This window comes from Streptomyces pinistramenti (assembly GCF_020564935.1).
GTDB classification, from domain to species: domain Bacteria; phylum Actinomycetota; class Actinomycetes; order Streptomycetales; family Streptomycetaceae; genus Streptomyces; species Streptomyces pinistramenti.
Window position 1 is genome coordinate 1 of record NZ_JAJCXB010000076.1, and the last position, 26920, is coordinate 26920.

A 26920-nucleotide genomic window follows, 5' to 3' on the forward strand; every position below is an offset into this window, starting at 1 on the left:
CCCGGCGACGCCGCCGGGTTCGCGGCCCTGCGTTCGACGGCACGGAGTGCGGACCTACTGTGGCGGTCATGATCAGTCGTAGTGGTGCGGGCCGGCGCCTGGGCTATCCGGCAGCGGCCGCCGTGTTCGCCATCGGCATGGCCGGCACGACGTTGCCCACCCCCTTGTACGGGCTCTACCGGCAGGAGCTGGGCTTTTCGGAACTGATGGTGACCGTGGTCTTCGCCGCGTACGCCCTCGGTGTCATCGCGGTGCTGCTGCTCGCGGGCAATGTGTCGGACGAGGTGGGGCGGCGGCCGGTGCTGCTGTGCGCGCTGGGGCTTTCCGCGGCCAGCGCGCTGTGCTTCGTGGGCGAGGGCGGGCTGCCGTTTCTGCTGCTGGGGCGGGTGCTGTCCGGGTTCGCCGCGGGCCTGTTCAGCGGCGCGGCCACCGCCACCGTGCTGGAGCTGGCCGGGCCCGGTCAGAAGGCGCGGGCCGGGTTCGCCGCGACGGCCGCGAACATGGGCGGGCTCGGCTGCGGCCCGTTGCTCTCGGGGCTGCTGGCCCAGTACGCGCCGTGGCCGCTGACGCTGCCGTTCCTGGTGCATCTGGTGCTGCTGGCGGTGGCGGCGGTGCTGACCTGGCGGCTGGCGGAGACCGTCGAGGCGCCCCGGCGGCCGCGGCGGCTGCGGCCCGAGGGGCTGCGGCTGCCGCCCGAGGTGCGTGGGGTGTTCACGCCGTCGGCGTTCGCCGCGTTCGCCGGATTCGCCCTGCTGGGGCTGTTCACGGCGGTGGCGCCGAGCTTCGTCGGCGAGACGCTGGACGTGCACAATCTGGCCGCCGCCGGGGCGGTCGTCTTCACGGTGTTCCTGGGGTCGACCGCGGGGCAGGCGCTGACCGGGCGGCTGGGGGTCCGCCGGGCGCTGCCGGGCGGGTGCCTGGTGCTGGTGGTGGGGCTCGTGCTGGTGGCCACGTCGCTCGCCGTGCAGTCGCTGCCGGTGCTGGTCGCCGGGGCGGTGTGCGGCGGCATCGGCCAGGGCCTCGCCTTCCGCGCCGGGCTGACCGCGGTGAGTGACGCCGCGCCGCCGGAGCACAGGGGCGGCACCATCTCGGCGTTCTTCCTCGCCGCCTACCTGGGCATCTCGCTGCCGGTCGTCGGGGTCGGGGCGCTCACCCTGGGCATGGGGCTGCGCGGCGCGGGCCTGACGTTCGCGGGCTGCGTCATCGTCGTGGCCGTGTGCGTCGGGCTGTACGTGCTGCGGCGGCCGCCGGTGGCGAGCTGAGGTCAGGGCCTTCGGCGACGTGCCCGGCCGTTTCCCGGTGCGTACGCGAGGTGCCGAACCGCAACAACGCCAGCAAACTGGGAAAACTAGACTGAGAGACGCGCACTCCGCAGAGACGGGCGGCTGTGATGGTGAATCTCCAGGCGAACGGCGACGCCGGGCAGCAGAGGCCACTCGTCCTGGCCGACGCCGCCGTCCTGCTGCTGGGCGCGGACGGGCTGATCGAGAGCTGGTCCCCCGGGGCCGAGCGGCTGCTGGGCCGCGCGGTCGCCGAGGTTCTGGGCGCGGATGTCCGCGGTCTGCTCGCCCCGGACGACGCGGCGCGGGTGCCGGTGCTCGCGCAGGAATGCCGGGCGCACGGCGGCTGGCGGGGGCTGCTGTCGGCGCTGCGTCCTGACGGCAGCAGGCTCGGCGTCGACGTGCAGCTGGCGCCGGTGACCGACGACAGCGGGCGGGCGCACTGGCTGGTCCTGGCGGGCGAGGCGCCGCCCGCAGCGGCGTGGACGATGACCCGCGCCGTCCTGGAGCGGATCGTGGACCGGTCGCCGGTGGGCATGGCCGTCGTCGACACCGACCTGCGGTGCGTGTGGTCCAACTCCGCGCTGGAGCACTTCGGTGGCGGGGCCGCCCAGCGGCGGGTCGGACGCCGGCTGGGCGAGATCCAGCCCGAGCTGGACACCGAGGCCATCGAGGCGCAGATGCGGCGGGTCCTGGAGAGCGGGGTGCCGCAGCTCAACTACGAGCACGTCGGGCGGCCCCGCTCGGACCCGCACGGGGAACGCGCGTACGCGATGTCGTTCGTCCGTCTCGACGACGTCAACGGGCGGGCCATCGGCGTCTGTTACACGGTCATCGACATCACCGAGCGCTACCGTTCCCGGCAACGGCTGACGCTGCTCGACCGGGCCAGTGAGTACATCGGCCGCACCCTGGACGTGCTCCAGACCGCACAGGACCTGGCGGACGTGGCGGTCCCGCACCTCGCCGACTTCGTCGCCGTCGACCTGCTGGACACGGTGACCCGCGGCGGGGAGCCGCCTGCCGGACCGCTCGGCGACGGGGACACGGTGGTGCTGCGGCGCGGCGGACAGCAGTCGGTGCGGGAGGGGCTTCCGGAGACGGTGGCCGGGGCCGGGGAGCCGGTCACGTACCACGCCGGGTCGCCGCCGGTCCGTGCGCTGGCGGACGGCAGGTCGTGGCGGACCGAGCGGCTGGATCCGCTGGGCTCCGACTGGGCCGTGGGTGCGCCCGGGATCCGGCCCGCGCGGTTCCGGGAACTCGGGCTGCACACCGCGATGGTGGTGCCGATCCGCATCGGCCGCATGACGATGGGCGTGACCACGTTCTTCCGCGGTCTGCACGACGAGCCGTTCAGCGAGGACGATCTCCGGCTCGCGGAGGAATTCGTCGCCCGCGCGGCCGTCTGCATGGACAACGCCCGCCGCTACACCCGGGAGCGCGGCGCGGCCCTGGCGCTCCAGCGGAGCCTGCTGCCGCGCGGCCTCCCCCGGCAGGAGGCCGTCGATGTCGCCACCTCCTACCGGCCGGCCGACGAACTGGCCGACGCGGGCGGGGACTGGTTCGACGTCATCGCGCTGTCCGGCGCCCGGGTCGCCCTGGTGGTCGGTGACGTGACGGGCCACGGCCTCGACGCCGTCGTCACCATGGGCCGGCTGCGCACCGCCGTACGGACCCTCGCCGCCCTGGATCTGCGGCCCGACGAACTCCTCGCCCACCTGGACGACTTGGTGGGCAGGGTGTCCGAGGGCGAGGAGGCGGTGCGCCGGCCGGGCAGCGACACCGCGGCGCGGGGCTCCAGCTGCCTGTACGCGATCTACGATCCGGTCGGCCGCTGCTGCACCATGGCCAGCGCGGGGCATCCGCCGCCCGCCGTCGTCGCCCCCGACGGCACCGCGGCCTTCGCCGACCTGCCCGTCGGACCGCGGCTCGGTTTCGGCGGACTCCCTTTCGAGACGGTCGAGTTGGCGGTGGACGAGGGCAGCGTCCTCGCGCTCTACACGGACGGGCTGCTCACCGGGCGCGCCCCCGGCGCAGGTGACGACGCCGGTGCGCAGCAGCTGCGCCGGGCGCTCGAAACGCCGGGCCTCTCGCTCGACGCGCTGTGCGAGAGCGTCATCGGCAGCGTGGTGGTGTCCACCCGGCCCTTCGACGACGTCACGCTGCTGCTGGCCGGCACCCGGGGGCTGGCCGCGGACCGCTGGGCCTCGTTCGACCTGCCCGCCGATCCGTCGGTCGTCGCCCATGCGCGCGAGACGGCCGCCGGGCAGCTGGCGGCCTGGGGCCTGGAGCACCTGGCGTTCACCACCGAGCTGGTGGTCAGCGAACTGGTCACCAACGCGATCCGGTACGGGTCGGCGCCGATCCGGGTGCGGCTGATCCTGGAGCACACCCTGATCTGCGAGGTCTGGGACGGCAGCAGCACCTCGCCGTATCTGCGGCATCCGCGGACGACCGACGAGGGCGGCCGGGGACTGTTCCTGATCTCGCAGTTCGCCCATCGGTGGGGCACCCGTTACACCACCGAAGGCAAGATCATCTGGACGGAACAGCTGCTGGAACGGGACGGGGAGAGCGGCACCGAGGGCCTGCCCGACGGCGCCGCCGGATAGCGGCGCCCGCCGGATCCTGGTCGGCCGGGCCCGTCGTCAACCGGCCCACCGTCCGGACAGGAAGGTCAGGGCGACGACGGTGGTCAGGGGTCCGGCGATGCTCAGGTAGACGGTCTTGACCCGCGGGTTGCGCAGGCTCCATGCGGCCAGGCCGATCCACAGGGGCCACCACAGGAGGGTGGCTCGGGGGATGGACGTGTACCAGTAGGAGGTGCCGAGCGCCCACAGGCTGAGGCCGGTGTAGAGGGCCTCGGGCCAGCGGCGGCGCCGGATCAGCAGGGCGGTCAGCAGGAGTCCGACGAGCATGGCCAGGATTTCGGCCTGGAACATCGCGGCGTACCCGGTGCTCTGGGTGTGCGCGAAGGCCGCCTGCCAGGTGTGCTGCCATGCCTCCCAGGGTGCATGGAAGTCGCGGAACCAGCCGCGTTCCTCCGCATGCTTCCAGGCCATCCAGTCGCCGGTGTGCGCCTGGAGGTACCAGCTGTAGAGGACGGCGGGCAGGGCGGGCAGGGCCAGCCAGGGCAGCGAGCGGAGCGAGCGGTGGGTACGGAAGGTGAGTACGTACTGGAGGACGAGGGCGGCGGCGAGGAAGCCGCCGCTGACCCGGACGGTGGTGGCCAGGGCGGTCAGGGTGGCCGCCAGGCGCCAGTTGCCGCGCTGGGCGGCGAGCCAGGCGGGCAGGGCGAAGGCGAGGAAGAGGGCTTCGGTGTAGCCGGCGGCGAGGAAGATCGCGCAGGGCGAGAGCAGGAAGAACAGCACGGTGCGGCGGCCCGCGCCCGCGTCGGCCAGGTGCAGCCGGGCGATCCGGGCCAGCGCCACGACGGCCACCGCCCCGGCGGCGAAGGAGATCAGCAGGCCGGCCGCTGCCCAGGACGGGACGAGGACGTGGACGGCGCGGAGCGCCAGCGGGACGCCGGGGAAGAACGCCTCCCGGTTGTCCCAGCCGGCCTGCCAGGGGCCCGCCTGCCCGGGGAAGTAGCCGTCGCGTGCGATGTGCAGGTAGTGGCCCCAGTCCCACTGCTCGAAGGGTGCGAGGACGGAGGCGGCGGTGCGGGTGGCGCGGTCGTTGGGGAAGAGCCACCTGGCGCAGTAGGCGGTGACCGCCACGCCGATGCGGGTGAGGAGGTAGAGCCACAGCACCTCCCGGTCGGCGGGGGTGAGGCGGGGGGCGCGGCGGCTTCCGGTGGGGCGGAGGCGGGTGGCTGCGTCTTCCCGGGGCGGCGCCGCGGGGTGTTCCGGCGCGGTGGGCCGCGGCGGATGCGCCGGTATTTTTTCGCGCAACCGATGGGATATAGCAGGCATTTCACATTCTCCTGGGCGTGCCGGATCGCCCGGCGGCGGCCGGGTGGGGGGCGGTTCGGTGCGAGGTCAGGTCGGCGGCGCGGTGGTGGTGTGCATCGGCGGCGGGGGCTGGGATGCCCCGTCCATGGTGCCCCGAGTGGCGGGAGTGGTGGGTGTCGAGCTTCCTGTCGAGCTCTCACTCGCGCTGGTGCCCGGGAGCGGGACACCGGGCGGCGGAGCGCTGCGGGTCGGTGCGGGGGACAGCGGACGGGTCGGAGCGGGCGTGGTGGCGGGCATGGCGGGCTGCGGGCTGTCCGGCAGCAGCACGGCCGCGGCCGCTCCGCCGCCGGCGAGTACCAGGCAGGCCACGGCAGCGAGTGCGGCCAACCGGTGCCGGTGCGCGCGCTTGCCGCGTTCGCCGATGGCCGAGACGGGCGCCGGGCGGACGCGGGACTGCCCGGCGGCGGCGACCTCCCGGAACAGGGACCTCAGCGGGTCGTGGGACTCAGGCACCGTGCTCCTCCTCCGTACGCGGATCCTGCAGGCGGTGGGACAGCGCGGCCCGTCCACGGACCAGATGGGTCTTGACGGTGCCGGCGGAGAGTCCGGTCTCCCCGGCGATCTGCTCGACGGTGAGGTCGCAGACGTAGTGCAGGGTCAGCGTGCGGCGCTGCTTGGCCGGCAGCTCGCGCAACGCCGCGACCAGCGCCACCTGCTCGGGCCCCGGCCCCTCGGCATGGGGCGGGGCGCCGCTGCGCTGCCAGGCATCCGCCGTGCGGCGCCGCAGCCGCCAGCGGCTCACGGCAAGCCGCCAGGCGACCGTGCGGACCCACGCTTCGGGCTGGCCGTCCCGGTCCAGCTGCCTGCGCCGGCTCCAGCCCTTCACGAATGCCTCCTGCACGACGTCCTGCGCCTCGTGCAGGTCGCCGAGCATCACGTACAACTGTCCCGTGAGCCGCGCGACCGCCTGGGCGTAGAACTCTTCGAACTCCTCGACGGTCAACAGCCACTCCCGGATCTCTCGCTTCACCCCGCATACGCCCGGCGGGGGGCATCCGGTTGACACCGGACGCGAAAAACCGGCGTGAGGGTCCTCACGGAACCACATCGGGCCGACACGCATCAGGGCGCCGGACCCCGTCCGCTCCCCCGCCCGGATCCGTACCGGTCCGGGCGGAGTGCAGCGGGGCACTCCGGCCCGGGAAAAGCAGCGGACGGCTCCGGGGGCACGGTGGTAGGGATGGCTCCATGCGACATGGGGTTCCCGAACCGGTGGACCGGGGGCGCTACCGGGATGCGGTGACGCCGTGGGAGCGGGCGGACTGGCGGGCCGCCGCGCTCGGCTGGGCACGGCGCGCGCTCGCCGCGCACGGGCTCCGCGAGACGGGGCCGCGGTGGGTGCGGGTGCGGCCGTGGTCGGTGCTGGTGCGGATGTCCGTCGCGGCGGACCGCTCCTTCTGGTTCAAGGCCAACCCGCCCGCCGGTGCCTTCGAGGCGGGCCTGACCGCCGCGCCGGCCCGGTGGGTTCCGGGGCACGTCCTGCAGCCGCTCGCCGTCGACGCCGGGCGCGGCTGGTCACTGCTCCCCGACGGCGGCACCCTGTTCCGTGACGTGCTCCGCCGCGGCCCCGCCGACCCGCGTGCCTGGGAAGCGCCGCTCCGCCGATACGCCGAGATGCAGCGCGCGTTGATCCCGTACACCGGCGAGATCCGCGCGCTCGGCGTCCCTGATGCCCCGACGGCGGCGCTGCCGGTGGCCTTCGACCGGATCGTCGGCGCGAACACCGCGCTGGATCCCGCCGGCCGCGCGGCACTGCGTGCGCTGCGGCCCCGGCTCGTCGACTGGTGCACGGAGCCGGCGGGCGCCGGGATCGCCGATGCGCTCGACCACGCCGATCTGCACGACGGCCAGCTCTTCGCTCCCCGGCCCGGCCGCTTCACCTTCTTCGACTGGGGCGACGCCACGGTGTCGCACCCGTTCTGCAGCCTGCTGGTCCCCGCCCTCGCGGCGCGGGAGCGCTACGGAGCCGGGGTGCTGCCGCGACTGCGGGACGCTTATCTGGAGCCGTGGACGAGGGCCGGGCGCACGGCGGCCGAGCTGCGGCGGGCGGCGGGTCCGGCGTGCCGGCTCGGCGCGATCGGCCGGGCCCGCTCCTGGGGCCGCCTCTTTCCCGGAGCGTCCGTGGGCGTGGGCGACGCGGAGAGCGCCCGGGGGCTGCGTGATCTCTTCTCCACGCCGCTGTTCTGACCGGGCCCCGTGCCGTCCGTGCCCACCGCCGCCTCGGGGTGCCCCGCGGGCCCGGCGCGGTTTCAATGGAGAGAGGACGTCCGCACGCCCGCGGCCCTGCGCGGGCTGTTCGCCTCCGGCGAGGAGGTCACCGGCATGACCATCGCGACCCGACTGCTGACCACGCTCGCACCGGCCCATCGTGACCGCCTGATGACGCTGGCCCGCGAGGCCCTGTTCGACCAGGACACCCGGATCTTCGAGGAGCGGGGCATCGCCGACCGGTTCTGGGTGCTGCGCTCGGGCTCGGTCTCGTTGGACCTGAAGGTGCCGGGGCGCCGCCGCGTCACGGTGGCCACGCTCGGCCCCGGCGATCTGCTCGGCTGGTCCTGGCTGTTCCCCCCGCACGAATGGGACTTCGGCGCCGAGGCGTTCAGCCCGGTACGCGCCTACGAATTCGACGCGGACGCGGTACGGGCCCTCTGCGAGGAGGAGCCCGCCCTCGGCTTCGCACTCGTCCGCCTGATCACCGAAATCCTCGCGCACCGCCTTGAGGCGACCCGCGCCAAGCTCGTCGAGCAGTGCGCGGTGCATCACGGCGTGACGCCTTAGTTGGAACTCCTCACGAAATGATCTTCGAGGCGGTGGGATCGCCCCGGGGGCGGTGATCCGAAGGCGCGGGCTTCCCGCGGCCGAACCCACACGGAGCTCCGAACGGTGGGACAAGCTCAGATGCAGACCACGGCCTTCCCCCGTGTGCGTCCGCGCTCGGCGTGTGCGTGCGCTTCCGCGATCCGTTCGAGCGGGTAGGTCCGCTCGATGCGCGGTGTGTAGCGGCCTTGCCTGCCGAGTTCACCTGCCTCGGCGAGGAGCGTGGAGTCGTTCTCCGCATTGGCCAGATGCACACCCAGGCGATGCGCGTTGGCGTGGTCGGCGACCGTCGACACGCGAGCAGGGTCGCCCACGATCGCGATGAGATCGGCCAGGGATCCGGAGGCCGCAGTGTCAAGCGCGATGTCGACACCGTCCGGAGCCAGGGTGGCGAGACGCTCGGCAAGGCCGGTGCCGTAGGCGGTGGGAACAGCTCCGAGGGAGGCGAGGAACTCGTGGTTGCGCTCGCTTGCCGTCCCGATCACGGAGGCGCCCTGAGCCACCGCGATCTCGACCGCGGCGCTGCCCACCCCTCCGGCGGCGCCCTCGACGAGAAGAGTGCGCCCCCGCAGGGAACCGAGCGCGTTCAGCCCGCCCATCGCGGTCACGGACGCCAGACCGGCACCGGCGGCCTCCTCGTCGGTCCACGTGATGGGCGCCAGCACCAGGCCGCGGCCCGCCGGCCGGACGTCACGGTCGGGCCCCTCGCACTCCCCCACGCCGTCGTGCAGCCGGGCGGGGGGGCGATCGGCGCACGGTCGGCACCGGGGTCGCGGACACCGGTTCGTCCTCGACCAGCTCGAACTCCCGGCGGCGGGACGGAATCCGGACGCGGAGGGCCGCGCGCTGCCCGCGGCTCGGGGGCGGGCGCTGGATCTGCGGCGGGTCGGCGTGTACGGGCACTCGGCCGGTGGCACCACCGCTGCCGAGGCGAGGTACGAGGACCGCAGGATCGGCGCCGCGGTCAACCTGGAGGGCTTCTTGGAGCATCCGCCGCAGGCGCCGGGCGAGGAAGGCGAACTGTTCCCGGTAGCCCGCCACGGGGTGGACCACCCGTTGCTGCTGCTCGGGTCCGAGGGGTTCGCCGGCCGGGCGGAGCTACAGCGTTCCTGGTCGGCGATGCTCTCCCGGCCGGGAGGCCGCACCGAACGGCGCCGGATCGACAACGCCACGCACTGGGTGTTCACCGACTACGCCGCCGTCGCGCCCCCAGCTCCAGTCCGCCGGGCTGGTGTCCGCCGCCCGACGGACCGCGCCGGTCGGCGCGATCAGCCCGCGGGAATCGGTGCCCGCGGTCCGCCATCACGTGCGGACGTTCTTCGGCCGGCACCTGCTCCCGCGCTGAGGTACGTCTCAGCGGCCGCTGTACCGCAGCGCCTCCTCGACGATCGCCTCCAGCCTGGTGTGGTGGGCGCCCCGCCAGTAGATGCGGCCGCAGGCCGTGCACCGGGCGAAGACGTCGTACGTGCGCTGGGTGCCGCCCTGGAGCTGCTCCGCGACGCTGTCCTTGTCGGCGTCCGCGAGCGGGCCGTTGCAGGCGGTGCAGCGGGTCCAGGGGGCGAGCGCGGGCGCGAACCGGCCGAGTACGTCGCGGAGTTGGTCATCGGTGCGGTCGCTGTAGACGTAGGCGCCGGCCCACAGTTCCCGCCGCTGCAGCAGCCCGCGGTCCCGGGAGAGCAGGACCCGGCGGTGGCGCGCGGACTGTGCCGCGAGCGCGGCGTCGCCCGGGTCCTCGTTGGTGTAGGCGGCATCCACGCCGAGCAGCCGCAACCGGCGGGCGAGGGTGCCGAGATGGACGTCGAGCAGGAAGCGCAGCGGGGCGCCGGAGATCCGCTGCGGCCGGGCGACAGCCTGCACCGTGACGCTCTCGCCGGCCTGCGGCACGTGCGAGACGGGGACCTCCGCGCCGTCCACGAGCAGCCGTCCGACCTCCGTGAGGGGGACGCCGAGCGACTCGACGACGTGGCCGAGCGTGGACGCGCCGTCGGTCGTCACGGGGGTGCGGTCGGCGCTGCGCCCCGCCGCGAGGAAGAGGTGCAGTTCGGGGGCGAAACTGAAGGGGATGTCGGGTCCTTTCACGGGCCCAGCATGTCATCCGTCCGGCCACGGCAGCGCGGCAATTCCCGCTGGCGGGGAGGGCGACGGGGGCTCTTCCCCGCCCCGCCTCACAGCGCGTCGGACAGCTCTCCGATCCGGTCGGCGAGGCAGGGGTCGGGGTGCGGGACGCGGCCGAACTCGTCGTCCTCGTCCACGGTCAGGCGGCGGACGGCCGCGCGCAGGGCGGGGCTGGGACGGCGCCAGTGCCCGCGTGCGCGGGGCCCTGCTCCCCGGGTGAGCGGCGCGGTGGTGCCGCCCGCGAGGTCGACGGCCTGGCCCGCCCAGTGCTCCGCATCGCGCAGTTCGCCGCGGCCCAGGTGGAGCAGGTGCAGGCAGTGCGCGGCGGTGGGATTGCCCGCGCCGGCGGCGAACTGCCACCAGAACTGGGCGCCTTCCGTGCAGCCGGCCAGGTTGAGCAGGCAGGCGAAGTGCAGTGCGCCGTCCGGGTCGATGCGGCGGCTGTTGGCGAGCTTGGCGAGGAGTTCCGCGGCGTCGCTGCCGTGCAGGGCGTGCGCGGACAGCGCGCGGAGGTCCTTGCCCGCCTGGTCGTGCACGGTGGGGAAGGCGCTGGTGGCGGGGGCCGGTGTGCGGCGGGCGATGCCGGCGGCACGGGCGGCGGCGCTGTCGAACATGAGCGTGTCGGCGACGTCGTGGGCCAGCTGCCGTCTGGAGGCGGCGAGGTCGTAGTCGGCGAACGCGTCGGGTATCACGGCGTCTTCCAGTGTTTCGTGGATGCTGCGCGAGGGCCGCATGTCACTCCTTCTCGTCGTCGGCGGCCATGGACTGCGGAAGTCCGAGCTTCTTGGCGATGCGCCGCCTGGCCAGCCGCCGGTGGGAGCGGACGGTGTCGCGCTTGACGCCCATGATGCGGGCGACGCGGTCGGACGGGTAGCCGAGGACGTGCAGCAGCACGATCACGTCGTACTGCCGCTCGGGCAGCGAGGCGATGGCGGTGTAGAGGCCGAGTGAGGTCTCCATCACCTCGAACTGGCAGCGCACCGATTCGAGCGCGGCGCGCGCGGTGCGCTGGAAGGCCGCGGCCTCCACCATCCGCGACGACCGTCCGGCGAGCCGCAGGTGGGTCTCGACGCGGGCCTTGAGCAGCGCCCAGGCGTACGCCTCGGGGCTTTCCCCGCGGATCACCTGCGCCCAGTTCAGGGCGAGATGGGAGAAGCAGCGGCGGACCACGGCGAGGGCCGCTTCCTTCTCGCCGAGCATCGTGTACGCGTAGTTGAGGTACGCCTTGACGTACAGGTCGTGGAAGGCTTCCAGGGCGGTGGGCAGGGTGTACTGCACTTCGGCGAGGTGGTCGCCGTGATCGTCGCGCGGTGGCGGGCCGGGATTCACGGCGATACCTCCTCGTCCCAGGCGGCGGGGGTGCGGGCCTCGTGCGGCAGCGCTGTGGCCCGGTGGTCCTCCACCAGGGCCGCCGCCCCGACGCGCACCCCCGCACGCAGCAGTCGCCGCGTCAGATGGCGCAGGTCCGGGGCGAAGACGCGCAATGCGGTGATCAGTACCAGCGAGGCGAGAGCATCGTTCAGAGTCACGTTTCTTTCCTCCTTCCGGCCGACGGCGCTGCCGCGGCTGCGGCGGGCGCCGGAGGACGTGCTGTCCTCAACAAGCAGGATTTCGGAAGGAGATGGTCGAACGTGCAACGCAGCCCGAAAGAAAAATACGGAAAGCGATCATCCTGTTACGCAAGCAAGCACCCCTCCGCGTCCGCTGACGACCTGGCGGACAATCGCGAAGCCCGCGCCAGGCCACCATCCCGGCCAGCGCGAATTCCCTCAACTCGGCTACAGGTAGGGGCACTTGAGTCACACCTGAACACCGGGACATCCCGGCCGGGCATGCCGACCGGAATGTGTCACACCTCACAGCCTCCCGCCGCATGTTCCGTCCGGGCCGCATCCGGCACCGCCGTCAGGGGCAGCGGCATTGAATGGCGGCATGCCGGAGTACCCTTCCGTGAATATGCCGCCGGACGGATCCGGCGGGCGGGCGCACGTTTTTCCGCAACGCGGCGGTGACTGCCACGGAGGGCATGACGCATGGCCAGCTCTCCCCGCCGCGTGCGGCACCGCGAGGGCGGACAGCACCGCCCGCGGCATGATCCCGCTTTGCGCACTCCCCTCCCACGCCGCGCGATTGTGCGATAGAAGAGACCGTTGAACGCGGCACCACACCACCAAAAAGATCCCGGAATGACAACAGTTGAGCCCTTTCGAGCCACCACGGCGACCGACGTCGCACGGGTCGCCGGCGTATCCCAGTCGACGGTCTCCCTCGTTCTGAACGGCAAGTCGGCGGGCCGGATCAGCGAGCGGACCGCCCGGAGGGTCACCGAAACCGCACGCCGGCTCGGCTACCGCATCAACCAGTCCGCCCGCCACCTGCGTCTCGGCACCAGCGGAACGGTTCTGCTCGTGGTGCCCACGCTGACCAACAGCGCCTTCGCCGCCGTCCACGCGGGCGCGGCCCGGGTGGGCGCGGGACACGGCCTGGGCGTGGTGGTCTTCCCGCTCGGCGCCGAGGACGGCGCCAGCCCGTTCTCCGCCCCGCAGCAGGCCCTCGACGGCGTCATCGCCTGCTCGCTGTCCGCCGACGCCGTCGGCGACCTCAGCGCAGGGGTGCCGCTCGTCGTCCTGGACGACGCACCGGTGCCCGGCACCCCCACCGTCACCATGGACATCGGCACCGGAATGGCCACGGCCGTGTCCCGGCTGCTGGCGCTCGGCCACCGGCGGATCGCCCACGTACGGGCCGACCGGCGCGCGTGGACCTTCCGCAGGCGCGCCGAGGTCTTCGACCGGAGCATGCGGGCCGCCCCGGAGGCGGCGGCACTGCGGGTGCCCAGCGCACTGCCCCCTGCCCAGGTGCGCGAGCGGGTCCTCCCCGTGCTCTCCGCCGCCGACCGGCCCACCGCGGTGATCTGCGACGACGACAACATGGCGACGGGCGTCTACTCCGCAGCGATGAGCCTCGGCCTGACCATAGGCGCCGACCTGTCGGTGATCGGCTTCAACGACGCACCGTCCTCCTCGCCGACCTCGCCGCCCCTGACCAGCGTGCGTCTCCCTCTGGAAGAGCTGGGCGGGCAGGGCATGCGCGCCCTGGTGGAACTGCGCGGCGGCCGGACACCGGAAGGCGTCTCACTGCCGGTCACGTTCCGGCAGCGGGAGTCCATCGGCCCGGCGCCGCGCAGCTGACCGCACCGCGGCAGCCTGCTTCCGGCCGCCCGCCCTCAGACCCAGCCGTGGACGACGCTCGCCGCCTCGTCGAAGCCGACCCGGTCGGTGAGCTGCTGGTCCTTGGGGATGTACGAGTGCGAGAACAGGTCGTAGACGCCGCTCGATCCCACGGACAGGACGTCGTGGAGCGGCGTGCGCAGCACCGCTGCCAGGTAGCTCTCGTCGACTCCGCCGCCGCGGATGACGTCGGCCGCGTAGAGCGTGGTGAGGGCGGCGCCGTCGCGTGCGAAGAAGACCGGGGTGCCGGCGATCATGCCGGTGATGTCGGCGCCTTCCATGAGGCGGGCCTCGTCCGGGAACCCGTGCTCGTCGAGGACCGCCGACCAGCCCTGCTTGAGGCGGCCGGTGTAGACGAGGGAGCCGGGGCCGACCAGGGGTTTGATGCCGGCGAAGAGCAGCAGGCTCACCCACAGCGCGACGGACGGGATGATCTCCTCGCGGGCCAGGGCCTCGCGGACGGCGTCCCGGGTCAGCTCGATGCCCAGGTGCGCGAAGCGGGGGTCGGCGGGGACCAGGGAGGTCCCCTGGACGTACAGGCGCAGCAGACCCGGGCGGTGCGGGTGGGTGCGCCAGAAGAAGTGGGTGCCCTTTCCGGCCGCCTCGTCCCAGGCGACGACGACGCCCCGGAAGGCGTCCAGGACGTGGCCGCGCAGCGTGGGCTCGAACAGCGCGTCGGCCAGGGCGGTTTCGCCGGCCAGCAGCTCGATGAGGGATTCCCGCGCCACGTCCTCGGCGTTGGCGTACAGCAGTTCCGGGACGCGGTCACGCAGCGGCGGGGCGAACAGCCGCGGCCAGGTGCCGTGCACGGCCACCGCGAGCTGGTCGCGGTGGGCGCGGGCGTGGGAGTGGTCGAGGCCGTTCAGGAGGTCCTGGTACTCCTGGAGGAAGTCCTGGTCGGCCGGGGTGTGGGCGGACCAGCGCTTGAGGGCGCGCTGCCGTTCCACGAAGTCGAAGGGGCGGGCAGGTACGTGGTACATGACGTCCCGGTGTTCCTTCGCCGCGAAGTACGGGACATCCCGGCCGCGGAACCGGAAGCCGCCGCGCATGTAGTGGTTGCCGGGACCGACGTTGCTGCACGAGAGCGTGACGACCGGCACCTCCTGGCCGCCGTCCAGGAGGCGGGAGGCGTTGGCGATGATGTTGGTGCCCAGCAGCAGCGGGTGGTTGAGGAGCTGGTGGTGGTCGACGATGTTCACCGCGCGCAACTGCTGTGCGGTGACGGTGGATCCGGGGCCCCGGGGGCCGAAGGCGCGTGCCAGGACCCGCCGGGTGGCGCGGGCGACCAGTTCCTGGCGGGCGGTGTGCTCAGGGGCGGCCGGGGCGGTGGGGTGCAGCGCGCCGGCGTACTCCCCCAGCGGCCTGGTGTCCTCGAAGTAGGGCGCCATGTCGGGCACGTACTTCCGGATCTGCCCGACGACGGAGTCCAGGGACTCCCGTACCCGTTGTACGTCCATGACCGCCTCGTCAGCTCGCCGTCTCCTGCGCCGTGGCCCGCGCCGCGGCGACCATCGCCTGTCCCACCGACAGGCCGCCGTCGTTGGTGGGGATCCGCCGGTGGGTGTGCACCCGCAGGCCGGCGGCGGTCAGCTCCGCTTCCGTACGCACCAGCAGATGCTGGTTGAGGAACACCCCGCCGCTGAGGGCGACATCGCGCAGCCCGTGGGTGTGCGCCAGCCGCAGACAGACCTCGGCCACCGCGTGCACCACACTCTCATGGAAGGACCGGCTCAACTCGGCGGTGGTGGCGCGGCGTTGCAGGATTCCGGCCAGCAGCGCCTCAAGCCACGGCCGGTGATCGATCACCAGGCGTCCCTCGTCCTCCACCAGGCGGAGCGGCCAGGGCGGGGCCGGGGTGTGGTCCCAGGCGATCTGCGCCTCCAGTTCGATGGCGGCCTGGCCTTCGTAGCCGGACTCCTGGCAGACGCCGAGCAGCGCGGAGTACGCGTCGAAGAGGCGGCCCATGCTGGAGGTCTGCGGGGCGTTGATGCCGCGTGCGGTCATCTTCATCAGGACGCCGACCTCGAAGGGGTCTCGGTTCCGCAGCAGATCGAGCGGGAAAGCGGCGGCGTCCTGGCCGAAGTGCTGGGCGAGCAGCGCGATGGCGACGCGGGCCGGTTCGCGGACGGCCTTGTCGCCGCCGGGGAGACGGAAGCGGGCCAGGTGTCCGGCGCGTTCGAAGCCGCGGTAGTCGCCGACGAGGAATTCGCCGCCCCAGATGGTGCCGTCCGTCCCGTAGCCGGTGCCGTCGAAGATCACGCCGATGACCGGGCGGTCGAGACCGTTGTCGGCCATGCAGGAGGCCATGTGGGCGTGGTGGTGCTGGACGGCGACCGGTTCCATGTCCCGGCAGGAGCGGGCGTAGCGGGTGGAGTGGAAGTCGGGGTGCAGGTCGTGTGCGACGTAGCGCGGGGTCACGCCGAACACGCCGCGCAGATGGTCGATGGTCTCCGCGAAGAACCGCTGGTTTCCGGTGGTCTTGAGATCGCCGATGTGCTGGCCGACGTAGAGGGAGGTGCCGGAGCCGACGCAGACGGTGTTCTTCAGCTCGCCGCCGACGGCGAGGACCGGCGGGATCTCGAACGGGGCGGGCACCGGGTCGGGGACGTAGCCGCGGGCCCGGCGCAGGAAGGTCACCCTGGGTTCGGCGGGGCCGTGCACGATGCGGGCGATGGAGTCGTCGATCCGCAGGTGGATCGCGCGGTTGTGCACCAGGAAGTGGTCGGCCAGGCCCTGGAGGGTGCCGAGGGCCTCCTCTTCGGTGCGTGCCATCGGTTCGTCGGGCGCGTTGCCGCTGGTGGCGATGAGGACGCCGGACGTGCCGGCCAGCAGGAGGTGCTGGAGCGGAGTGGCGGGCAGCATGAAGCCCAGCGTCGGGGAGCCCGGGGCGATCTGCGGGGACAGGCCGCTGCCGGCCCGCGCGCGGAGCAGGACGATGGGGCGGCCGGGGGATTCCAGCAGCCGGGTCTCGTGGTCGTCGAGGTGTGCGTAGCGGGCGACGGTTGCACTGTCGGCGGCCAGCAGGGCGAAGGGTTTGGCGCTGCGTTCCTTGCGGGCGCGCAGGGCGGCGACGGCGTCGGCGTGGTGCGGGTCGGCCATCAGCTGGTAGCCGCCGAGCGCCTTGACCGCGAGGATGCGGCCGCCGCGGAGCAGTGCGGCGGCGGCGTCGACGGGGTCGGCCGCGGGGTGTTCGCCGCCGTCCGGCGCGAGCAGCCGCACCCGCGGGCCGCAGGTCCAGCAGGCGTTGGGCTGGGCGTGGAAGCGGCGGTCGGCGGCCGAGTCGTACTCCTTCTGGCAGTCGGGGCACATGACGAACGCGGCCATGGTGGTCTGCGGGCGGTCGTAGGGCACCGCGGTGATGATGCTGTAACGGGGGCCGCAGTTGGTGCAGTTGATGAGCGGGTAGCGGTGGCGGCGGTCGGCGGGATCGAAGAGTTCGGCGACGCAGTCGGTGCAGACGTAGCTGTCGGGGGTGACCAGGACGCCGGCCCCGCCGTCGGACCGGCTGCGGCGGATCGCGAAGGTCGTCGTCCAGTCCCGCACCGCTTCCTCGGCGACGACCTCGCAGGTGTCGATGCGGGCGAGCCCCGGCAGCCGTTCGCGCAGGTCACGGCCGAAGGCGTCGGCGGCGGCGCGCGGGCCCTCGACGCGGAGGGTGACGCCCTGGGCGTCGTTGAGCACCCAGCCGCCCAGCATGTGCTGGGTGGCCAGGCGGTAGACGAACGGCCGGAAGCCGACGCCCTGGACGAAGCCGGTGACGCGCAGGGTGCGGCGGACCGCGCCCATCAGCAGAGCCTCGGCAGCTGGGCGCCGTAGAGCAGTTCCACGGTGGCCTCGCGGCCGTCGGCGCCGGTCATCCGCACCACTCCCGGCGGCCCGTCGACGACGCTGCCGACGACGGCGGCCGCGGCGCATTCACCGTGTGCGCGCAGGGCCTTGAGGGCGTCATCGGTCCGCTCGGGCGCGACGACCAGGCAGAGGTTGCCCTCGTTGGCGAGGTACATCACGTCGACACCCAGCATGTCGGCGGCCATCGCGGTCTCCGGCCGGACCGGCAGCGCCTGCTGCGTGAGGCCGATCGCCACGCCGGACGCCTGGGCGAACTCGTTGACGACGGTGCCCAGGCCGCCGCGGGTCACGTCCCGGATGCACCGGACGCCGTCGCCGCAAGCGTCCAGGACGTCCGCGATGACGTGGTTGAGCACCGCGCAGTCGCTGAACACCCGCTGCTCGAAGCCCAGGCCCTCGCGCAGCGACAGGATGTGGATGCTGTGATCTCCCAGGTAGCCCGTCACGATGACCTGGTCGCCCGCACGCAGGGCGCGGCTGGAGAGCCCCGCGGCGCGCTCCAGCACCCCGATGCCGGTGGTGTTGAGAAAGATCCCGTCGGCCTCACCGCGCCGTACGACCTTGGTGTCGCCGGCGACGATCCGTACGCCGGCCGCCGCAGCGGTGTCCCTGATGGAGTGCAGGATCCGCCGGAAGTCCGCCAGCGCGAAGCCTTCTTCCAGGACGACGGCGAGGGTGAGGTAGAGCGGTCTGGCGCCGCTGACCGCGAGGTCGTTGACGGTGCCGGCGACGGCGATCTTTCCGATGTCGCCGTTGCCGAAGAACACCGGATCGACCACGAACGAGTCGGTGGTCATGGCGATCCGGCGGCCGGGCAGCTCCAGCAGCGCGCTGTCCTCCATCTCGCCGATGTAGATATCGCCGAGGATCGAGGCGATGGTGCCCGAGATGAGTTCCTGGCTCATCCCGCCACCGGCTCCGTGGTCCAGGACAACTGTCTTCGTCACGCGCCAGCCTTTCGTGGGAGAACGCGGAAGACCGTGGGAGACCACGGAAGTCCGTGGGAGGCCGCCCGGTCCGGTCAGGCAGCCGTGACGCCGGGTCCTGTGAGCGTCTTCTCCAGGAGGGCGTTCCACCACACCTGCATGATCGCGATGGCGTCCATGGCGCCCTTGCGGACCTCGGCCATGTCGATCGGGTCGCCGTCCCCGTCGGCGGCGTCCGGGCCGAGGTCGACGAAGGCGGCGAGGCCGTCCTTGTGGCCCTGTTCGATGCCGTCTTCCAGGTGGATGTCGTGGAAGCGCTTGATCAGGCTGCCGTCGTAGGTGAAGCCGCGGCGGTCGCAGATTTCCTTGCAGATCTCGTAGAAGACCTCGTGTTCGAAGATGGCCGCGGTCTCGGTCGCGTACAGCGAACCGAGGGCGCGCGAAGGGTCGGGGGCGCACAGCGCGTCGACGTCGGCGAGGAAGCGGGTGGTGGGCGCGAACTCGACCCGCTCGTCCATGTCGGTACCGGCCTCCAGCATGCCCTTCTTGTACATCGGGGCGTGGCCGTCCTCCTCGTCGACATTGCGCTGGAGTTCCGTCGAAACTCCTTTGTCGGCCAGCTTCTTGGTGCAGTCGACGGCCTTCTGGAGGAGGGTCTTGTTCGCGAAGGAGAACTGATAATGCTCCCTCACCAGCCACTCCAGTGACGCCGTGCCAACCTGCGGCAGGGCCTTCAGCAGCTGGTCCTTCACGGCATTCGTGAAGGCGTCGTTCCGCTCGTCGATCTGCACGGAAAGGCGCTCGGTCATGGCGTGCCTCGTTTCTCGTACGGCGTCGAAGGGGCGGTTGTCAACGGAGCTTTTTCGCACCGGCAGGCCGACCGCCGCGTGGCAGGTTAGTCATACGCATGACGCACGGACAAGGGGACTGCTCGATGTCAACTCCGGGTGGTGCGCAGACTGTCCTGAACCAGCCATTGATCCACCATTGCCGCGCATCATGCGTATGACTACGCTCGTGCCGTCCGAGGTCACGTCTCGGCGCTCCCCAACTCCCGATCCAGGGAAGGCGCATGCCTCGATACGCGATTCTGACCAACGATCTCCAGCGCGATCTGGTCGACAAGAACGAGCAGCGCAAGGCCAATGTGCACCTGATGACACCGGCGTTCCGGGAATTCCTCGCCCGGATGCGGGAACAGGACGTCACGGTGATCCACCTGCAATTGATCTACGACGAGGACGACAAGAAGATCGAACTCCACGACGGCCGGATCCCGGTGCTGCGCGGCACGCCGGGCGCCGCATTGCTCCCGGAGTTCGTCGAACCTTCCGACGTCATCATGGAGAAGAAGAAGGACAGCGGTTTCTTCGAGACCGATCTCCATGATTTTCTCCAGGAACACGACATCGACACCGTGATCATCACGGGCATGCAGGCGCAGGTATGCATCCAGACGACGGCGGCCGACGCGCATTTCCGCGGCTACAACGTCGTGGTGCCCACCGACGGCGTCGTCTCCACACGCGACGAGGACCGCGACCGCGCACTGGAATGGCTGGCTTCCTACTGCGCCGTGGTGACGCCCATGGCCGACATCGTGCGCCGCATCAGAGAGAACGAACGCTTCGACTTCACCGTCCAGGCGCTGCCCTAGAGCGTGTCCGACGGGTCGCCGCGACCCGCCGACTCCCGTGGCGATTGCCCCACTTCCCGCTCCCCCCTCATCACCATGACACCGGATACGCGATCCGGCAGCGGTCCCCGAGGCGGAAACCGCCCGCCGCCCCGCGTATCCGGGCCCGATCCGAAGGAGGCCATCGATGGTTCTGACAGTGGCGGCGGACGCGGGCCTCTGGAACGGGCTCGCCCTGCCTCCCGACGCGACGGCCGCGCCCGACGCCGTCGTCATCGGCGTGCCCTTCGAGGGCGGAGCCGGCGGAGCGGGCGGCGCCTCGCTGGGGCCCGCCCGCGTCCGGGAGTTGTCCCGCCGCGTCAAAACGACCGACCGGCACGGGCGGGACGCGTCCGGGGTCCGGCTGCGCGACCTGGGAGACGTCCCCACCTGGCGGTTCGACCTGCCCCGGTCCGTCTCCCACATCCGGGAGGTCTACGGCGAGGTGTTCCGCGACACCACCGTGCCGGTCCTGACGTACGGCGGCGACCACTCGGTCACCTATCCCATTGTCTCGGCGGCCGGCGCCGGGCGGCAGCTGGGACTCGTCTGGTTCGACGCGCATCCGGACGTGCTGGACGGCTACCAGGGCTCCACCCTCTCGCACGGCTCGCCGCTGCGCCGGATCATCGAGGACGGCGTGGTCGCCCCCGAGAACGTCCTGCTGGTCGGCACCCGCGCCTACGACGACGGCGAGGCCGGCTACATCGAGAAGAAGGGCATCCGGGAGGTACGGGCGGCCCACTTCACCGATGACCCGCACCGGGCACGCGACACCTACCGCCGCCATCTGGCCGAGATCGCGGCAGCCGTCGGCCATTTCTACGTGACGCTCGACATCGACGTGCTCGACGCGTCCTGCGTCCCGGGCACCGGCACACCGGTGGCCGGCGGCTTCGGAACCGGCGAGCTGCTCGGCCTGCTGGAGGGCCTGCCCGAGCCGGTGATCGGCTACGACATCGTGGAGTTCGCGCCGGCCCACGATGTCGGCGGCATGACAGGACACGCGGTCATGGCCGTCACCACTGCCTACTTCGCACGCCTCGCTGCGAGAAAATACCGCCCCCGGGCGTGAACCCCGCCGCACAGGCGCCGCCCGCCCAACCGTCCCGCCACGACCGCGCGGTCGGCCGTCCGGAAAGGCAGCATCAGCACCGTGGATCTGCACGACGAGGAATCACCGTCGGCCGGCCGGCCGCTCCCGCCGGGACGCGGCCCGCTCGCATGGGCACGAGGCGCCGCCCGGAACCTCCCCCAAGGACGGGCGGCCCGCACCTTCCTCCTCGTCGCCTTCGTGGACGCCGCGGGCCGCGGGCTGTTCCTCGCCGGTTCGGCGCTCTTCTACACCCAGGTCATCGGGCTGACCAACGCCCAGGTGGGACTGGGGCTTTCGGTCGCCGGGCTGGTCGGCCTGGTGTGTGCGATCCCCATCGGCTGGCTCGCCGACCGGTTCGGCGACGGGCCGACCCTGGTGGCGCTGCAACTGTGGCGGGCAGCGGCCTTCCTGATCTACCCGCTGGTCCACGACTTCGGCACGTTCCTGGTGGTGGCCTGCCTGGTCGGGGCCGTCGAATGGGCGGCGGTGCCGATCATCCAGTCGGTCGCGGGCACCACCAGTGAGGAGCAGTCGATGGTGGGCGCGATGGCGGTGGTGGCCGTCGCCCGCAACTCCGCGTACGCGCTCTCCGCGCTGGCCGCGACCGCGGTGATCACCTGGGCATCGCCGCGCGCCTACGTCGCCTTCGTTCTCTTCAACGCGCTGGGCTTCCTCGTCTCAGGGCTGTTGCTGCTACGGCTGCGGCTGCCGCGCAGGTCGGCGGACCAGGGGGAGAAGCCGGCCCCCGGCTCCAAGCTGCTGCCGTTCAAGAACCTGCCGTTCCTGCTGCTGTCGCTGACGAACGGCATCCTCTACGCCCATATGCCGATCCTGTCGGTGGCGTTCCCGCTGTGGATCGTCACCCGCACCCACGCACCGCATTCCCTGGTCGGCGTCGCGCTGACCGTCAACACCCTGATGGCGGTCTTCCTCCAGGTCCGACTGAGCAGAGGCGGCGACGCCATCGGGTGCGCGGCCCGCAAGCAGCGGACCGCCGGCCTCGCGCTCGCGGCGTTCTGCCTGCTGGTCGCGATGACCGGAGACTTGGACGAACTCGCGGCCTCGCTCCTGCTGTTGCTGGCCGCCGTCGCCCTCACGCTGGGCGAGCTGTGGCAGTCGGCGGGCGGCTGGGGCATCTCCTACAGCCTGGCCCCCGAGGCACAGCGCACCTACCAGCTGAGTGTCTACCAGCTGGGGGCCACCGGCGTCACGGTCGCGGGCCCCGCGCTGCTGGTCATGGCCGTCGTGGACGTGGGCCCGTCCGGCTGGCTCGGCCTGGCCGCCCTGCTCGCGCTCACGGGACTCGCCACACCCTTCCTGGCACGTCTGGCCGAACGGTCATCGATCACGAACGCCCCACAGGCCGCGACGGCACGGGCCGACTGAACGGGGCGGCGCGGGCCGACCGAACGGGGGCGAGCGCACAGCGGCCCACCGGACACCACGCCGCCGGCCGGCATCCCTACTGGTCAGGGGCGAGCCCGTCGAGGCCGGCAGGCTGGGAAATGTCCCTCGCCCAACGGCGCATCAACTCCTCGATGAACCACGAGCGTTTGACGTCCCTCGCCCTTGCGTGGGGCATCATACGTATGATCTTGTGATTCAATCAGTCACCCCAGCATCACTCGGTGCAACATTCGGTGCCGCATTTGGCAACTTTTGACGCAAGGAGGCCATCCATGGCAACAGCCGTCACGGTGTTCCGCGGAGTGGCCCCGGCCGGAAGCCCCGCGCGCACCCGTGCCGCCTGCGCACCACGCGGCCAGCTCGCCGTGGCAGACATGGATCCGGCCGGCGCGGACGCGTCCACCGGCCCGTCGGAATCAGATCGACCTGCTCAACCCTGCGGACAATTCACGGCGGTTGGGGACCACCGGGCCCCACACAGACCCCACCCGCCCCGACTCCGTCCGCAACACCGCGCCCCCTTGAAGATCGCCCGTGACCCGGGCCCCGTCGCCGTCCCGGCCGACCGCCGAAGGGACGGCTGACACTCCCATCCGACGGCGAGAATCACCGGCCCCGGCGATGCGAGGCGCCGTTCCGCACGTCAAGGCGCGGCACGAACGGAGGCGGAGCGGGGGACGTCCACCCCGGCGCCCTCTCCCTGGTCCGTCTCCATGAACGCCCGTCAACTCCCCTGTGTTCCCGCCGACTTCTCCCGGCACGGGCCGCAGATCCCCCTCACATCGCCGAGTCCCGGCCGGCGCTCCCCTCCGAAACGGCCGCACTCCCTGCCCTCCACTCGCCACCTTGGACAAGGACGCCTGTTCATGACGCTCACCCACACCATCTCCGTCGGCGACATCCGCCGGGACCTGCCGGTCGTACGGATCGCGGAGAACACCCGTATCGCATTCCTCAAGCTCTACGGCGATGTGGAACTGACCGTCGCCTGCGCCAAGGCGCTCGCCGGGCGGATGCCGTCGGACGCCGAGGTGATCCTGGGCCCGGAGGCCGGTGGCATCCTCCTCGCCCACGAACTCTCACGGCACACCGGTCGCCCGTACGTCATCGCCCGCAAGCGGCGGCACCCCAACATGTCCCGGCCGGTCCGGGTGCCGGTCCGGAACATCGGCACACCCGACAAGCAGGAACTGTTCCTCGGTGAGGACGACGCCGCGCTCGTCGAGGGCCGCCGGATCGCCCTCATCGACGAGGTGATCAGCAGCGGCGGCATCCTCGCCGCGCTGCACAACCTGGTGGCGGCGGCCGGCGGCACGGTCCGACAGGTGCTGACCGTCGCCACCGAGGGCGAACGCCGCCCGGATGTCGCCTCGCTGCTGCACCTGCCCCTCTACACCGGCTGACGCCCGGCCCGGATCCGCCGAAGATTCAACAGCCGCCGCTCTCGCCCCACTTCACCTCCGGTCATACAATCCCGCAATGGTCAGGAAAGCGTTCACCACGGCCGTCGCCGGTGCGGCCCTGCTCGCGGCCGCCGGCAGTGCCCACGCCCACACCCCGCCGACCGGAATGCAGCGTCCCGCGCATTCCCCCGCCCCCGTGTCCCCCACGGCGGACGACGGCTGGCAGCAGGTCGGCGACGGCATGACCGCAGGCATCAGCGGCATCGTCATCGACAGCGTGACGGGCGACGCGGTGGACACCCTCGGGGTCCGCGACAACAAGAAGGAAGGCGAGAACCGCCTGGTGGCGGTGGGCTACCGCCCCGGCACCGCCCCGCAGGTGCGGCCGGTGACGTGGAGCGGAAAACAGCCGGTCGATCTGGAAGCGCTCGACGCGATTCCCGGTCACGCCCAGGAATACGTGGCGCTGGCCAGCGACGGAACGGCGTACCGCATCCGCAGGGACGGCGACGCGGCCAAGGTGCTGGACTCCTTCGAGCTGCCCGGCATTTCGTCGAAGGGCAACTACGAGGGCTTCGCGCTGTCCGCCGTCGACGGCCGCCTGCTCGCGGTCTGGGCGGACCGCGGTGCGGACAGCGATCCCGGCGTGCTGACCGCGGCCGAGTGGAATCCGGACACCCACGATTTCGGCAAGCCCGACTCCGCGAAGCTGCGTGTGCCCTTCCCGACCGAGAACGTGCGGCACATCTCCGACGTGAAGATCGCCGCGGACGGCACGCTGACCGTCTCCTCCGCGTCCGACCCGGGCGACGACGGCCCGTTCGATTCGGCCCTCTACCGCGCCGGGAAGGTCTCGTTCACCGGCGGCCACGACGCCGAACTGGACGTGCCCGCAACCCCGGAGCGGATCGCCTCCTTCTCCGGCCACAAGATCGAGGCGGTGGCCTGTGTGCCGGGCTCGGCCACCGGGATCCTCGGCACCGACGACGAGAACGGCGGCGGCTGGATCACCTCCGCCGCGTTCTGCCGTCCGTAAGGACCCCGCTACGAGCCACGGTGGCCGGATGTCCCGTACGCGCCCCGCCCTCGCCCTACTCGTCCTTCCGCCGTGGCGGCCGTCCGTCCGGTGGCCAGTGGTGCGCGGTTTCGCCGGGGGCCAGGCGGTCCACCACCTCGGCCAACTCCCGGCAGGCGTCCTCGATCTTGCGGCGGATGCCGTTCTGCTCCGTGACGGTCGCCGCGAGCAGCAGCGCGGTGAGCGCGGCCGAGGCGTTCAGCGCCTGGAGGTTGACCATCACGAAGAAGAGGCTGTGCCCGGCGAACGGGCCGGTCCTGTCGGTGGCGGCCGCGATGGCCAGGACGGAGATGATCAGTGCGCACGGGGCCGCCCCGGCGAGCTGGAAACGGAGCGCCGCCCAGACGATCAGCGGGAAGACGAGGAACAGCAGGGCGAGGGAACTGCGGGTGCCGAGCAGGGAGATGCCGACCGCGGCGATCAGCAGGCCGGACGCCTCGGCCCAGCGCGGCGTGACGCTCAGCGGCCACCGGAGCGCCCGCAGTGACAGCAGCAGCGGCGTGACGATCAGGACACCCATCGCGTCGCCGGTCCACCACGCCGACCAGGTGGGCCAGAACCCGCTGGCCGGCAGTTTCCCGCTGATGAGCAGCGTGCCGGTGCCCAGCGTCGCGCTGATCAGCATGCCCGCGAAGGCGCCGAGTACGACCAGCGCCACCCCGTCCCGCAGCCGGTCGAGTTCGACGCGGAAGCCGGCCCGGCGCAGCATCAGGCAGGCACAGACCGGTCCGAGGGTGTTGCCCAGGAGGTTGCCGAAGACGCCGGCGTCGAGCGGGCCGAGGGTGGCGATGACGAGGAAGGTGCCGAGGGCGATGCCGGGCCAGGTGCGCAGGCCGAAGAGGAGCAGGCAGCTGAGGGCGATGCCGGTGGGCGGCCAGAGCGGGGTGACCACCGCTCCCGAGACCACCACCTGATCCAGCAGGCCGATACGGGCAGCCACGTAGTAGGCGGCGGCGAGGGCGAGGATCCTCAGGGCCGCGGTCGCCGGACGCCGGACATCGGTGCGCACCACAGCAGTCATCAGACAACGTCGGCGGTGCCGTACGGTCACCGACACGCACGCCCTGGCCCTGTGTCACTCCGGGCCGCGGGCCGCCCTGTCGAAGCAGAGGGCGATCACCGCGGCGTCGTCGGCGTGGCCGGTGAATTCGGCCACGCCCATGACGGCATCGGCGACGGCGGCCGGATCGCCGGAGGGCGCACGGGCGCTGACCCGCCGGGTCACCTCCGCGAGACCCGCCTCTATCGGGAACGAGGGCCCTTCGACCACGCCGTCGGTGAGCAGGACGAACGTCCCGGTCCTGGTGAGCGGGCGGCGGGTCACCGGGTAGGTCTCGCCCGGCAGCACGCCGAGCGGTACCCCGCCGGCGTCCTCGGCGAGGCCGCAGCAGCCGTCGGACGTGGCCCAGACGCCGGGGATGTGGCCCGCGCGGGCGCTGGACAGTTCCCAGGTGACGGGGTCGAAGCGGAGGAACGTGCAGGTGGCGAAGAGCCCGGAATCGACGGACAGCAGCAGGTCATTGGCGCGGCTCAGCACCTCGCCTGGGTCGGCGGCGACGGTGGCCACGGCGCGCAGTCCGATCCGGATCTGCCCCATGAAGGCGGCCGCTTCGACGTCGTGGCCCTGTACGTCGCCGAGCGAGAAGGCGACCGATCCGTCGGGCAGCGGGAAGCCGTCGTACCAGTCGCCGCCGATGTCCAGTCCGTGCCGGGCGGGGGCGTATCCGGCCGCGGCCCGCAGGCCCGGTATCTGCGGCAGCGCGGCCGGCAGCATCTCCCGTTGCAGTGCCTGGGCCAGCTCCACCCTGGCCCGCTGCAGCTCCGCTCCCGCCCGCGCCTGGGCGGTGAGCCGCCCGAGCGTGGTCAGGAGGTCGTCGGCGCTCGCCGACCGCGGAGGACGACGCCGGAACATGGACGACTCCGAGGTGCATCAGGTCATGGGCCGCTGCGGGGTGCCCCTCGCACGGCAGATCCCTTTCCGCCTCCTGAACCGGCCCGGCCGGGAATCCCCTGCCGGGCCCTTCCATCGGGCGGGGCCGGGCGGCCCCGCCCGGAAGCTCCACGCTCAGGATAGGCGCGCCGGGCGCCTTCCGC

Annotated in this window: 23 protein-coding genes and 1 pseudogene; 10 read left to right on the forward strand and 14 right to left on the reverse strand. The window is 72.4% G+C overall.

Annotated elements, in window-relative coordinates; genetic code table 11:
• Positions 1-68: 68 nt before the first annotated feature.
• The gene (locus tag LIU39_RS31495) at positions 69-1262 is read left to right on the forward strand and encodes an MFS transporter (protein WP_227050357.1); all 1194 of its coding nucleotides are present in this window, start codon (positions 69-71) and stop codon (positions 1260-1262) included.
• Between the two features lie 128 nt (positions 1263-1390).
• On the forward strand, positions 1391-3892 hold the full coding sequence (locus LIU39_RS31500; RefSeq protein ID WP_227050358.1) for a SpoIIE family protein phosphatase: 2502 nt from the start codon (positions 1391-1393) through the stop codon (positions 3890-3892).
• Between the two features lie 36 nt (positions 3893-3928).
• On the opposite strand, the gene LIU39_RS31505 is transcribed toward LIU39_RS31500, so the two are convergent.
• The 3 genes from LIU39_RS31505 to LIU39_RS31515 form a co-directional block, all read right to left on the reverse strand.
• On the reverse strand, positions 3929-5194 hold the full coding sequence (locus tag LIU39_RS31505; RefSeq protein WP_227050359.1) for a mannosyltransferase family protein: 1266 nt from the start codon (positions 5192-5194) through the stop codon (positions 3929-3931).
• A gap of 66 nt (positions 5195-5260) precedes the next feature.
• Complete coding sequence (locus LIU39_RS31510; protein ID WP_227050360.1) at positions 5261-5686, reverse strand: hypothetical protein; 426 nt, start codon at positions 5684-5686, stop codon at positions 5261-5263.
• Positions 5679-6176, reverse strand: coding sequence for a SigE family RNA polymerase sigma factor (locus LIU39_RS31515; RefSeq protein WP_227050378.1), 498 nt, complete (start codon positions 6174-6176; stop codon positions 5679-5681). Before LIU39_RS31515 ends, LIU39_RS31510 begins: the two co-directional genes overlap by 8 nt.
• A 245-nt stretch (positions 6177-6421) precedes the next feature.
• Here LIU39_RS31515 and LIU39_RS31520 point away from each other — a divergent pair, with 245 nt between their 5' ends.
• Together LIU39_RS31520 and LIU39_RS31525 are read left to right on the forward strand one after the other, a co-directional pair.
• On the forward strand, positions 6422-7420 hold the full coding sequence (locus tag LIU39_RS31520; RefSeq protein ID WP_227050361.1) for an aminoglycoside phosphotransferase family protein: 999 nt from the start codon (positions 6422-6424) through the stop codon (positions 7418-7420).
• A 135-nt stretch (positions 7421-7555) separates the two neighbouring features.
• Entirely contained in the window at positions 7556-8011 is a 456-nt protein-coding gene (locus LIU39_RS31525; protein WP_227050362.1) for a cyclic nucleotide-binding domain-containing protein, read from the forward strand.
• A 116-nt stretch (positions 8012-8127) separates the two neighbouring features.
• Here LIU39_RS31525 and LIU39_RS31530 read toward each other — a convergent pair.
• The 5 genes and pseudogenes from LIU39_RS31530 to LIU39_RS31550 form a co-directional block, all read right to left on the reverse strand.
• Positions 8128-8709, reverse strand: a pseudogene (locus LIU39_RS31530) (zinc-binding dehydrogenase); the annotation flags it as partial.
• A gap of 694 nt (positions 8710-9403) precedes the next feature.
• Positions 9404-10129 carry a Mut7-C RNAse domain-containing protein gene (locus tag LIU39_RS31535; protein ID WP_227050363.1) on the reverse strand — a complete coding sequence of 242 codons (726 nt, stop codon included), beginning with the start codon at positions 10127-10129 and terminating at the stop codon, positions 9404-9406.
• 86 nt (positions 10130-10215) lie between these two features.
• The gene (locus LIU39_RS31540; RefSeq protein WP_227050364.1) at positions 10216-10899 is read right to left on the reverse strand and encodes a hypothetical protein; all 684 of its coding nucleotides are present in this window, start codon (positions 10897-10899) and stop codon (positions 10216-10218) included.
• Between the two features lies 1 nt (position 10900).
• Positions 10901-11494 (reverse strand): RNA polymerase sigma factor, encoded by a 594-nt coding sequence (locus LIU39_RS31545; protein ID WP_227050365.1) that lies wholly within the window; start codon positions 11492-11494, stop codon positions 10901-10903.
• A complete protein-coding gene (locus tag LIU39_RS31550; protein WP_227050366.1) occupies positions 11491-11694 on the reverse strand; it encodes a hypothetical protein in 204 nt (67 codons plus the stop codon). Before LIU39_RS31550 ends, LIU39_RS31545 begins: the two co-directional genes overlap by 4 nt.
• A gap of 657 nt (positions 11695-12351) precedes the next feature.
• Between LIU39_RS31550 and LIU39_RS31555 the strand changes: the two genes are divergently transcribed.
• Entirely contained in the window at positions 12352-13356 is a 1005-nt protein-coding gene (locus LIU39_RS31555) for a LacI family DNA-binding transcriptional regulator (RefSeq protein WP_227050367.1), read from the forward strand.
• 35 nt (positions 13357-13391) lie between these two features.
• Here LIU39_RS31555 and LIU39_RS31560 read toward each other — a convergent pair whose 3' ends face one another.
• From LIU39_RS31560 to LIU39_RS31575, 4 genes are all read right to left on the reverse strand, one after another.
• On the reverse strand, positions 13392-14852 hold the full coding sequence (locus LIU39_RS31560; RefSeq protein WP_227050368.1) for a hypothetical protein: 1461 nt from the start codon (positions 14850-14852) through the stop codon (positions 13392-13394).
• Positions 14853-14862: 10 nt separating this feature from the next.
• Complete coding sequence (hypF, locus tag LIU39_RS31565; protein ID WP_227050369.1) at positions 14863-17181, reverse strand: carbamoyltransferase HypF; 2319 nt, start codon at positions 17179-17181, stop codon at positions 14863-14865.
• Complete coding sequence (gene hypE, locus LIU39_RS31570) at positions 17181-18191, reverse strand: hydrogenase expression/formation protein HypE (protein WP_227050370.1); 1011 nt, start codon at positions 18189-18191, stop codon at positions 17181-17183. Before hypE ends, hypF begins: the two co-directional genes overlap by 1 nt.
• A 74-nt stretch (positions 18192-18265) precedes the next feature.
• On the reverse strand, positions 18266-18979 hold the full coding sequence (locus LIU39_RS31575) for a hypothetical protein (RefSeq protein WP_227050371.1): 714 nt from the start codon (positions 18977-18979) through the stop codon (positions 18266-18268).
• A gap of 263 nt (positions 18980-19242) precedes the next feature.
• Here LIU39_RS31575 and LIU39_RS31580 point away from each other — a divergent pair, with 263 nt between their 5' ends.
• From LIU39_RS31580 to LIU39_RS31600, 5 genes are all read left to right on the forward strand, one after another.
• Positions 19243-19827, forward strand: a complete 585-nt coding sequence (locus tag LIU39_RS31580) for a cysteine hydrolase family protein (RefSeq protein ID WP_227050372.1) — start codon at positions 19243-19245, stop codon at positions 19825-19827.
• 166 nt (positions 19828-19993) lie between these two features.
• Positions 19994-20920, forward strand: coding sequence for an arginase family protein (locus tag LIU39_RS31585; protein ID WP_227050373.1), 927 nt, complete (start codon positions 19994-19996; stop codon positions 20918-20920).
• Between the two features lie 81 nt (positions 20921-21001).
• Positions 21002-22327 (forward strand): MFS transporter, encoded by a 1326-nt coding sequence (locus LIU39_RS31590; protein WP_227050374.1) that lies wholly within the window; start codon positions 21002-21004, stop codon positions 22325-22327.
• Between the two features lie 887 nt (positions 22328-23214).
• The gene (locus LIU39_RS31595; RefSeq protein WP_227050375.1) at positions 23215-23751 is read left to right on the forward strand and encodes a phosphoribosyltransferase family protein; all 537 of its coding nucleotides are present in this window, start codon (positions 23215-23217) and stop codon (positions 23749-23751) included.
• A gap of 76 nt (positions 23752-23827) precedes the next feature.
• Positions 23828-24787: a hypothetical protein gene (locus LIU39_RS31600; protein WP_227050376.1), complete on the forward strand. Its 960-nt coding sequence runs from the start codon at positions 23828-23830 to the stop codon at positions 24785-24787.
• Between the two features lie 55 nt (positions 24788-24842).
• Here LIU39_RS31600 and LIU39_RS31605 read toward each other — a convergent pair whose 3' ends face one another.
• Complete coding sequence (locus LIU39_RS31605; RefSeq protein ID WP_264483467.1) at positions 24843-25847, reverse strand: MASE1 domain-containing protein; 1005 nt, start codon at positions 25845-25847, stop codon at positions 24843-24845.
• A gap of 54 nt (positions 25848-25901) precedes the next feature.
• Positions 25902-26738, reverse strand: a complete 837-nt coding sequence (locus LIU39_RS31610; protein WP_227050377.1) for a PP2C family protein-serine/threonine phosphatase — start codon at positions 26736-26738, stop codon at positions 25902-25904.
• Positions 26739-26920: the final 182 nt, after the last annotated feature.

What these genes read in the sequence shown, in the direction of transcription:
- LIU39_RS31540 (WP_227050364.1), bottom strand. Translation starts at nt 10,899, where the DNA reads ATGCGGCCCTCGCGCAGCATCCACGAAACACTGGAAGACGCCGTGATA.
- LIU39_RS31560 (WP_227050368.1), bottom strand. Translation starts at nt 14,852, where the DNA reads ATGGACGTACAACGGGTACGGGAGTCCCTGGACTCCGTCGTCGGGCAG.
- LIU39_RS31585 (WP_227050373.1), top strand. Translation starts at nt 19,994, where the DNA reads ATGGTTCTGACAGTGGCGGCGGACGCGGGCCTCTGGAACGGGCTCGCC.
- LIU39_RS31505 (WP_227050359.1), bottom strand. Translation starts at nt 5,194, where the DNA reads ATGCCTGCTATATCCCATCGGTTGCGCGAAAAAATACCGGCGCATCCG.
- LIU39_RS31580 (WP_227050372.1), top strand. Translation starts at nt 19,243, where the DNA reads ATGCCTCGATACGCGATTCTGACCAACGATCTCCAGCGCGATCTGGTC.
- LIU39_RS31500 (WP_227050358.1), top strand. Translation starts at nt 1,391, where the DNA reads ATGGTGAATCTCCAGGCGAACGGCGACGCCGGGCAGCAGAGGCCACTC.
- LIU39_RS31595 (WP_227050375.1), top strand. Translation starts at nt 23,215, where the DNA reads ATGACGCTCACCCACACCATCTCCGTCGGCGACATCCGCCGGGACCTG.
- LIU39_RS31555 (WP_227050367.1), top strand. Translation starts at nt 12,352, where the DNA reads ATGACAACAGTTGAGCCCTTTCGAGCCACCACGGCGACCGACGTCGCA.
- LIU39_RS31495 (WP_227050357.1), top strand. Translation starts at nt 69, where the DNA reads ATGATCAGTCGTAGTGGTGCGGGCCGGCGCCTGGGCTATCCGGCAGCG.
- LIU39_RS31520 (WP_227050361.1), top strand. Translation starts at nt 6,422, where the DNA reads ATGCGACATGGGGTTCCCGAACCGGTGGACCGGGGGCGCTACCGGGAT.
- LIU39_RS31605 (WP_264483467.1), bottom strand. Translation starts at nt 25,847, where the DNA reads ATGACTGCTGTGGTGCGCACCGATGTCCGGCGTCCGGCGACCGCGGCC.
- LIU39_RS31525 (WP_227050362.1), top strand. Translation starts at nt 7,556, where the DNA reads ATGACCATCGCGACCCGACTGCTGACCACGCTCGCACCGGCCCATCGT.
- hypF (WP_227050369.1), bottom strand. Translation starts at nt 17,181, where the DNA reads ATGGGCGCGGTCCGCCGCACCCTGCGCGTCACCGGCTTCGTCCAGGGC.
- LIU39_RS31610 (WP_227050377.1), bottom strand. Translation starts at nt 26,738, where the DNA reads ATGTTCCGGCGTCGTCCTCCGCGGTCGGCGAGCGCCGACGACCTCCTG.
- LIU39_RS31600 (WP_227050376.1), top strand. Translation starts at nt 23,828, where the DNA reads ATGGTCAGGAAAGCGTTCACCACGGCCGTCGCCGGTGCGGCCCTGCTC.
- LIU39_RS31575 (WP_227050371.1), bottom strand. Translation starts at nt 18,979, where the DNA reads ATGACCGAGCGCCTTTCCGTGCAGATCGACGAGCGGAACGACGCCTTC.